We start from the raw sequence: 7,695 nt of genomic DNA, 5'->3' as shown, positions 1-7,695 counted from the left end.
ATTAGCAACGGAGCGCAGGCTACCGGAAGCGCCAGACGAGCGACCGGAGTTTGTAGCCCAGCGAGCCGTTCTGATACCCCGTCCACCCGCTCATGCCACCGAGCAACGTCGCCGCATCGTAGCCTTCCTCTCTGAGGATACTCGTCGCGTTCTTGGCGACGAAGCCCATCTTACAGACGACGACCACGTCCCGGTCGGTCGGCACGTCTCCTAACCGGTCACGCAGCGCCGACTCGTCGCCGCGGCGCAGATCGTTGTACACGGGAACGTTGTGGCTCCCGTCGATGGCTCCCGACTCGAACGCCGACTCCGGCCGGATGTCGAGGAGGAACGGCTCGTCTCCCGACGGTGACCCGAGGCGGTCGTCCAGTTCCTTCGGACGGATACTGCTCATTAGTGTAGTGTTGGCTTTATCAAACAAAACTGTAGCGCTCGGGACGTCGAGAAACCGCGCCAGCGCGCTCGCCTTCGAGGTGACCGGAGCGACGCCTCGTGGCCTGCTATTTATATACCATCCCGCGTCAGATTGGAACGAATGCCCTCCGACGAGTCGCCGGATAGTCCTGCTGAGGCCCCCCGCGCCAGCACGCGCGCCGTCCTCGCTGTCGGCATCCTCACCGGCATCGTCTCGCTGGCCTTCATGTGGCTCACTGCCCCCGAACAGGTGGGACTGGCCTCCAACGTCTATCTCCGGGCCGGCGAGGCGTTGCTGGCCGGCGAGAACGTCTACGAGGTGTCGCCGCCCGGCCTCGATTACTACTATCTCTATCCACCCATCGTGACGCTCCTGTTCGTCCCCCACGCACTCGTCGGGAGTTCGCTGGTCGCCTTCGCCATCCAGACGGTCCTCAACGTCGCCGCGAGCGTCGGGACGGCGGTGGTCATCTACCGTGCGCTCCGCCGCCGCGGCGTCGCGGTCGAACGACTCGACTTCGCCCTGCTCGTCGGGTTCGTCCTCACCTCGGCCTACGCGGCGATACCGCTTATAAACGGTCAGGTGACACATTGGCTGACGCTGGCCTTCGCGGTCGGCTTCGACGCCCTCGACCGACGGCGCGAGTCGCTCGCTGGCGCCCTCTTCGCGGGCGCGGCGCTTATAAAGGTCTTTCCGGCCGCGATCGGCCTGTGGCTACTCCGTCGCCGGGCGTGGCGGGCCGTCGGCGTCGCCGTCCTGACGGGTCTCGGTGGCCTCCTACTCGGTGCGGTCCTCTTCGGACCGGACCTCACGGTCACGTACTTCTCGGACGTGCTCGTCGGCCGGTATACGGGCAGCAGTTTCGACGGGACACCGACGGCCTCGCGGAACGTCGACGGAATCCGCCGCCAGCTGGCGGCGCTACTCGACGTGAGTCGGCCGGTTCGAACCGTCCTCTCCGCGGCGATTCTCGCGCCGTTCCTCGCCGTTCTTTATAACCGAGTCGACACCGATGGCCGGCGGCAGGCGGCCGCGCTCGGAACGGTCGTGGCGACGTTGCTGTTCCTGCCGCTGCAGCCGATGTACTCCCTGCTTTTCGCCTTTCCCTTGTCGGTGCTGCTCTATCGGCTTCCGACGGGGCGTCCGCGGACCGTCCTCCTCGTCGGGGTTCTGTTCTCCTTCCTCGTGGTCGGCTACGAGGAGGTCGAGATCTCGTTGGGTGCGATTCCATTGCCGGAGGGCGTTTCAGGCCCGCTGCTTGCCGCCGCCGAGACGGCCTTTACGGTCGTCCTCCCGCCGACGGTCGGTCTCTGGCTGATCCTGGTGGCCTGTGTCCTCGTCGCCCGCGACTCACAGCTGGAGGTGTGAGGTCGAACTCGGGCCGCCGTCGTCGTCGATGCTGCCCCCGTGTCGGAATTCGAGGTCGTCGTCGGTGAGGTAGATCTGACCGTGTCGGACCGAGATATCGACCTCCACGAGCGTCGAACCGGCGGCCTTGCCGTTGTCGCAGTAGCCCGATTCGGCGTCGAACATGGAGCCGTGTTTCGGGCAGATTATCTCGCCGTTCCGCATCGCGGCGCCGTTGCCGCGGTCGAGCCGCTGGTCGGTCTCGTGCTGGCAGAAGTTCTTCCACGCCGAGACGCCATCCGCGAGGGCTACGAGGATGACCTCTTCGAGGCTGCCGTCGGCCTCCTCGACGGTGAAGAGATACGAGCCGTTCTCGGGAATCTCGTCGGTGCTCGCGATGAGAGTCGCCATCGGCGGCCATATAACGGCCGATGACTTGACCGCTTGGGGACGGTCGAGAGGTCGGCGAGGCGTCCTCGGCGACTCGGCGCTCGAACAGACCAGAAGGTTCAGGGAAATGCGTACTAAAGGGGAGGGTAACCAATCGCCCCGTCCGCGGACTGAATCGTTCGCTCGCGGGCGATTCGACCAACTAAACCGATGACTGGCGCCGATATCTCTAATGTGGTCCTCGTGACCGTCGACTCGCTCCGAGCGGATGCAACGGCTGCCTACGACGAGAGCCGGCATACGCCGGTTATCGAGGAGTTGGCCGAGGGGGGAACCGTCTTCGAACACGCCTTCGCGACGGGCAACTGGACGCCGTTTTCCTTCCCCGGCATCCTCGCGTCCCGCCCCGTCTTCGCGGATTCGGGCGATATCGGTGTCGAAAACACCGAAACGCTCGCGGAGACCCTCTCGGAGGCCGGCTTCGAGACGGGCGGCTTCAACGCCGCCAACGGTTTCCTGACGAGTTTCTGGGGCTACGACGACGGCTTCGACGAGTTCGACCCCTTCGTCGCCGGCAGTTCCCGCTTTTATAGCCGGTATCTCGCCGCTCACCCGACAGTCGAGGCGTGGCTCCAGTTGGCGGCCTCGCCGTTCCGCCGTCTCGCCTCGAAGATCCGCCACGACGTCGAGGACAAGCCCTTCTTCGACGCCTCCCGCGGCCTCGACGTCGAGCGCGCGGCGACCGGCTTCATCGAGGACACCGACGAACCGTTCTTCCTGTGGGTCCACTACATGGACACCCACACGCCGTACGTGCCTGCCCCACGGTACATCCGGGAGGTCTCGGACTCCCGACTCGGCACCCACCGGATGCTCTCGGCCCACACCCGGACGGGACTCGGCTGGGAGGTGGGCGAACGGACCCTCGGCGACCTCCGGACGCTCTATCAGGGCGGCGCCCGACAGGTCGACGCCAGCATCGGCCGCATCCGCGAGGCGCTGTCGGCCGCCGGCGTCGACGACGAGACCGCTCTGGTCATCGCGGGCGACCACGGCGAGGAGTTCCAGGAACACGGTCACCTCGCCCACTACCCCAAGCTCTACGACGAACTCATCCACGTCCCGTTCATCGTCGACGTGCCCGGTGCCGACGGCGGGCGAGTAAACGAGGCGGTCGGCCTCGACGCCATCCCCCCGACCATCTGCGGCCTGCTCGGCGTCGATGCGGCCGAGCAGTGGGTCGGCGAGGACCTCACGTCGACGCTGCTGGACGGCGAGACGCCCTCCGGCGACCCCATCGTGTCGGTGACCTCCCGTGGCGAGGAGGTGACCTCCCAGCCCATCCCCCGCAGTCTGGAGGAGGGCGACCTGCTGGTCAGCGCGCGATCGACCGACTGGACCTACATCCAGAATACCGTCTCCGGCGAGGAGGAACTCTACTACCGGCCCGACGACCCGACCCAGCAGGTCGACCTTTCGGAGACGCCAGACGAGGCGGCCGAAGCAGCTATCGAGGAGCTGCGACCGGTCGCCGAACAACACGCGGCTTCCCTCTCGACGGAGGGTCCGACGGCGGACGGCGAGGTGGACGAGGACCTCGAACGACGGCTCTCGGCGCTCGGCTACCGATAGATGGTACGGGAGCTACTCCGACAGCTCGTCGAGGGACCGCTCGCAGTTCGGCTGCGCCGGTTCGTCGCCGTCGGAACACTTGCCGCGGGCATCCAGCTCGTTCTGCTGTGGCTGCTCGTCGATAGGGGCGGCCTCAACTACATCGTGGCAGCGTTTCTGGCCATCGAGACCACCATCATCCTTCAGTACGTCATCAACAACGCGTGGACGTTCCACGCCGACCGCAAGACCAACCGCTGGCCGTACGTCTACGGGCTGGTGAAGACGAACATCGTCCGGGGGTCGGCGATTCCCATCCAGCTTCTCGTCCTTTATGTCCTCGTCAACTTCGGGGCGCTGCAATATCTGGTGGCCAACGCCCTCGCCATCGGAGCGACCGGTATCTACCGCTACGTCCTTGATGCGCGATGGACGTGGTCGTAGGCCAGTCCCGCCCTTTTTATATCTCGCCGATAGGCTCGTCGACGCCGTCGAAGTACCGCTCGGCGACGTGCTCGGCCGTCCGCAGGGCCAGCGCCTGTCCCGTATGCGTCGGGTTCGCGCCCCCGACGCCGTTCGATAGCGCGGAGTGGTCGGCGACGAACAGTCGCCCCACGTCCCTGGCCTCGCCGCCGGTATCCAGCACCTTTCCCATCGCCATCGTCGACTGCATGTGCAGGAGGATGGGTGCGGCGTCGGTGCGGTGGATGTGTTCGGCGCCGGCCTCCTCCAGGATCTCGGCGGCTCTGACGGCCAGTTCGTCCCGGCGTTCGTCGTCCTCGGAGTGGGCCTCCCATTCGACGAGGGGAACGGGGCCGTGTTCGTCCTCGGTCGATTCGTCGACGGAGACGCCGTTCTCCTGTCGCGGCCGGTCGTCGGTGTGGCAGATGAGCGTCAGCGTCCGCCGGTAGTCGGCCATCCGCGCTTTCAGTTCGCGGCCGGACAGCCGCCCCGCCGTATCCCACGGCTTGCCGTCGGCCTCGCGGTCGAAGGCCCACTCGCCCTGCCCGGCGGCGTAGACGGCCATCGCCGTGATGCCGGGCGCGAAGGTGTTGACCGCGATACCGCCCGTTCCCGGTACGTCGACCCGCGAGCCGGCGGCCTGTCCCTGGTGGGGTTCGGTCCGGCGCTGACCGATGAGGTCCTCCAGTGTATCGGGATCGAAGACACCTGCGACGAAATCGAAGTGATGGGTGGTCATCCCTTTGCCGACCCAGCCGTTGTCGGGCAGGCCGCTGTTGAGCCACAGTCGCGGCGTCTCGACACAGCCCGCGGCCAGCACGACGACGTCGGCGCGGACGCGCTCGGTCGTCCCCGCCCACGTGTCCCGGAACTCGACGCCGGTCGCCTCGATGGAGCCGCCTCCGCCCTCGGTCAGCACCGTCGTCGCGAAGGCGTTCGGTCGAATCTCCACGTTGCCGGTATCCAGCGCTCGTGGGACGAGCGAGATGCTTGCCGACCGTTTGGCACGCTCTCGATACGGCGCGCCACGCGGCTGTGGCCCGCCCTGATGTTCGTGCATGGCGAGGGTGTCGCCCTCGTAGTCGGGATAGCGGTAGGCGTCGTCCGCGGCGTTCTCACCGCCAGCCCCCTCGCCGCCGTCGCGCATCAGCCGCTCGTCCGGGTGTGTGATGGCGTTCGGGAACGGACGATACCCCTCCCCAGTGACGTTCAGCCCTTCGTTCAACTCGTAGCCAGCGCGGCGGGCGCCCTCGAAGAACACCTCACCCTTCGGCGTCGTCGGTGCCGGCTTGACCGGGTGGGTCTCTTCCAACAGTTGATAGTAGGGCACGAGGTCGGCGTAGTCGATTGGCCAGTGTGGCTGGTCGTCGATGCTCTCGACGAACGCCCGCGGGTGGTTGGCGTAGTAGTGCTGTGTCGTCCCGCCGACGCCCGAAAGCTGGGAGATGAGCGCCTGCTGTGGGACGGTCCGCTGCCACGGCGGGCGATCGGCATCCGCCGGCCCCCACCGGAGCTTTCCGGTGACGGGGTCGTTCATGTCGCCTTCCTTCGCGGTGAACTGCTCGTCGAGTAACTCCCCGGAGAAGTCGGCGGAATCCGCCGAGACCTCGCCGCCGGGCGCGTCGTTCGGCGCCTGCCACTTCTCGTTGCCGTAGAAGGGGCCGGCCTCCAGCATCGTCACGTCGATTCCGAGTTGGCCGAGTCGCCACGCCAAAGCGGGGGCGTCCCCGCCAGCGCCGACCACGACGACGTCGGTTTCGCGTTCGTACATCAGTAGTCGTTCTCCTCGAACTCCTCGATCTCGTAGCCCATCCCGACCACATAGCCCTCTGCCGGACCGGGATAGCCCGTCTGTTCCCAGCCGAGCGACCCGTCGCCGTCCTCGCCCGTGAGTTCGGAGTAGTAGACGAACTCGATGAGGATGGGCAGGGAACTGGCGAGGAACTGCACGGCCCCCAGCGCGGCGGAATCGTAGCGGTCGGCCAGCCTCGCCACGACCCCCTCGTCTTCGAGCAGGCGGAGTGCGCGCAGACGGTCCGCTCGGGAGAGCCGCGAGAAGACGCCGCGCGAAAAGCCACCCCCGGGCGTGTCGAGGCCGTCTTCGGTGCGCCGCCGGACCAGCAACTCGATGGCGGCGATATCGAGCAGGGTCGCCACGATGGGCGCGAGCGGCACGGCATCGCTCACTGCCGCGGCTGCCCCATGGGTTTCGAGGAAGTTGTTGACCCGATCGACGACGGCCACCTCCAGGTCGACTGCGAGGCCGCCGGGAACGTGTTCCTCCCCCCGGTCGGCCAGCTCGGGCGTCTCGGGGACGACGGCATCGACCAGCGCCGCGAACGTGCCGCGTGTGTAGCTCACGGCCGGTACACCTCCAACGTGCGTGTGAGTGCCATACACTTGGATTCAGCGGCGTCCCCGTCAACGTTTGGCCGTCCATGACTGGGAACAGGACCCTTTTGTCTATCTTTGGATGTGACAGGTTCCACCCGATGCGTCCGGAACCACGTGGATAGCCGTATATAATGTCTGACGCAATACTTGGCGGCCAACAATTGTCTCCACCGACGGGTACAACTGTTCTATCGGCCATTCGAGTATTGATAAGGGGTCTGATAACTTGTCTTAAATCTTAAGATAGTTTTATTTACCAACCCTGGGTACGGAAGACTGTCATGTCCGAAGACAACAACGCGGTTACGAACTGGCTCGCAGAACACCCGAAGATGACCGGCGTCCTGTTTACGATGATGCTGCTGCTGACGCAGGCAGGTTCAGTGGCGGCCTCGAACGTTGGCGCTACGGCTGGTCCGTAAATCTCAGAGCAACAGATCGTTAATCGTGGTTCAGGTGTACGACTGTAGTCGTTCGCGGAGCGTACTGGCGGATATTTCGTCGGACCAGTAGAGATTCTTGGCTCCGACAATCGGATATGTTGAGGTGTCCAGAAACTCGTCCAGACTGGCGTTGTCGACGACCCACGTATCCATCTCGCCGGGAACGACGTAGTGGCAATCGCACGCGTCGATGTACGGTCGGACCATCGATCCCACGTCGTAGTTCCAACTCGCGAACGACTCAACGTGCAGGTCGAATCGCCCATCACCACGTAGCGCAACTCTGACGACGTTCGGGACCGGGACGTTGGACTGAGCCAGCGTTGCGTTCGAGTCACCCACGACAGCGTAACTCGACCCGGTGAACATGATCTCCCGAATGAGACTTGTCGCACTTTCCACAGGGAAGCCGTAATTGAGCAGACGTGCGACGTTTTTGCCGATTTTCGTCGCTACTGAACTGATGACCTCTTCTAACGTGACGACGCCCGCGATGGCTCCCTGGTCGACGAGTCGCTGCCCCTGCTCGTAGGAGGCACAGGCGTTGAGGACGAACGTGTCGGCACCGACGTCTCCGAGTTGGTTCGCGTCCAGGTAGCCGTCCGAGCAGTTGAACCCCTCCGGTTCGACGTG

8 protein-coding genes and 1 pseudogene are annotated in these 7,695 nt (G+C 65.4%); 4 read left to right on the top strand and 5 right to left on the bottom strand.

What is annotated here, in order from left to right:
* Positions 1-19 precede the first annotated feature (19 nt).
* Positions 20-394 (bottom strand): rhodanese-like domain-containing protein, encoded by a 375-nt coding sequence (locus tag V5A53_RS11115; protein WP_332313681.1) that lies wholly within the window; start codon positions 392-394, stop codon positions 20-22.
* Positions 395-535: 141 nt separating this feature from the next.
* On the opposite strand from V5A53_RS11115, the gene V5A53_RS11110 reads away from it, so the two are divergent.
* Complete coding sequence (locus V5A53_RS11110; RefSeq protein ID WP_332313680.1) at positions 536-1,783, top strand: glycosyltransferase family 87 protein; 1,248 nt, start codon at positions 536-538, stop codon at positions 1,781-1,783.
* Here the strand turns inward: V5A53_RS11110 and V5A53_RS11105 are convergent.
* Positions 1,766-2,173, bottom strand: coding sequence for a Rieske (2Fe-2S) protein (locus V5A53_RS11105; RefSeq protein ID WP_332313679.1), 408 nt, complete (start codon positions 2,171-2,173; stop codon positions 1,766-1,768). The two genes, V5A53_RS11110 and V5A53_RS11105, sit on opposite strands and share 18 nt — an antisense overlap.
* Positions 2,174-2,362: 189 nt before the next feature.
* On the opposite strand from V5A53_RS11105, the gene V5A53_RS11100 reads away from it, so the two are divergent.
* Together V5A53_RS11100 and V5A53_RS11095 are read left to right on the top strand one after the other, a co-directional pair.
* Positions 2,363-3,784, top strand: coding sequence for a sulfatase (locus V5A53_RS11100; RefSeq protein WP_332313678.1), 1,422 nt, complete (start codon positions 2,363-2,365; stop codon positions 3,782-3,784).
* Positions 3,785-4,207 (top strand): GtrA family protein, encoded by a 423-nt coding sequence (locus V5A53_RS11095; protein WP_332313677.1) that lies wholly within the window; start codon positions 3,785-3,787, stop codon positions 4,205-4,207.
* A gap of 16 nt (positions 4,208-4,223) precedes the next feature.
* Here the strand turns inward: V5A53_RS11095 and V5A53_RS11090 are convergent, their stop codons facing one another.
* Together V5A53_RS11090 and V5A53_RS11085 are read right to left on the bottom strand one after the other, a co-directional pair.
* Positions 4,224-5,996, bottom strand: coding sequence for a GMC family oxidoreductase N-terminal domain-containing protein (locus V5A53_RS11090; protein WP_332313676.1), 1,773 nt, complete (start codon positions 5,994-5,996; stop codon positions 4,224-4,226).
* The gene (locus V5A53_RS11085) at positions 5,996-6,586 is read right to left on the bottom strand and encodes a hypothetical protein (RefSeq protein WP_332313675.1); all 591 of its coding nucleotides are present in this window, start codon (positions 6,584-6,586) and stop codon (positions 5,996-5,998) included. The genes V5A53_RS11090 and V5A53_RS11085 overlap by 1 nt, the downstream gene beginning before the upstream one ends.
* A gap of 314 nt (positions 6,587-6,900) precedes the next feature.
* Here V5A53_RS11085 and V5A53_RS11080 point away from each other — a divergent pair, with 314 nt between their 5' ends.
* Positions 6,901-7,041, top strand: a complete 141-nt coding sequence (locus V5A53_RS11080; RefSeq protein WP_332313674.1) for a DUF7503 family protein — start codon at positions 6,901-6,903, stop codon at positions 7,039-7,041.
* A gap of 30 nt (positions 7,042-7,071) precedes the next feature.
* Here the strand turns inward: V5A53_RS11080 and V5A53_RS11075 are convergent.
* A pseudogene (locus V5A53_RS11075) lies at positions 7,072-7,695 on the bottom strand (hypothetical protein); the annotation flags it as partial.

It is taken from the genome of Natronomonas sp. (assembly GCF_036625485.1).
GTDB lineage: Archaea > Halobacteriota > Halobacteria > Halobacteriales > Haloarculaceae > Natronomonas.
This window is presented reverse-complemented; position numbering and strand designations above follow the sequence as displayed.

Excerpts from the sequence above, each read along its gene's own strand:
- V5A53_RS11105 (WP_332313679.1), bottom strand. The coding sequence starts at position 2,173 with ATGGCGACTCTCATCGCGAGCACCGACGAGATTCCCGAGAACGGCTCG.
- V5A53_RS11100 (WP_332313678.1), top strand. The coding sequence starts at position 2,363 with ATGACTGGCGCCGATATCTCTAATGTGGTCCTCGTGACCGTCGACTCG.
- V5A53_RS11090 (WP_332313676.1), bottom strand. The coding sequence starts at position 5,996 with ATGTACGAACGCGAAACCGACGTCGTCGTGGTCGGCGCTGGCGGGGAC.
- V5A53_RS11110 (WP_332313680.1), top strand. The coding sequence starts at position 536 with ATGCCCTCCGACGAGTCGCCGGATAGTCCTGCTGAGGCCCCCCGCGCC.
- V5A53_RS11095 (WP_332313677.1), top strand. The coding sequence starts at position 3,785 with ATGGTACGGGAGCTACTCCGACAGCTCGTCGAGGGACCGCTCGCAGTT.
- V5A53_RS11115 (WP_332313681.1), bottom strand. The coding sequence starts at position 394 with ATGAGCAGTATCCGTCCGAAGGAACTGGACGACCGCCTCGGGTCACCG.
- V5A53_RS11080 (WP_332313674.1), top strand. The coding sequence starts at position 6,901 with ATGTCCGAAGACAACAACGCGGTTACGAACTGGCTCGCAGAACACCCG.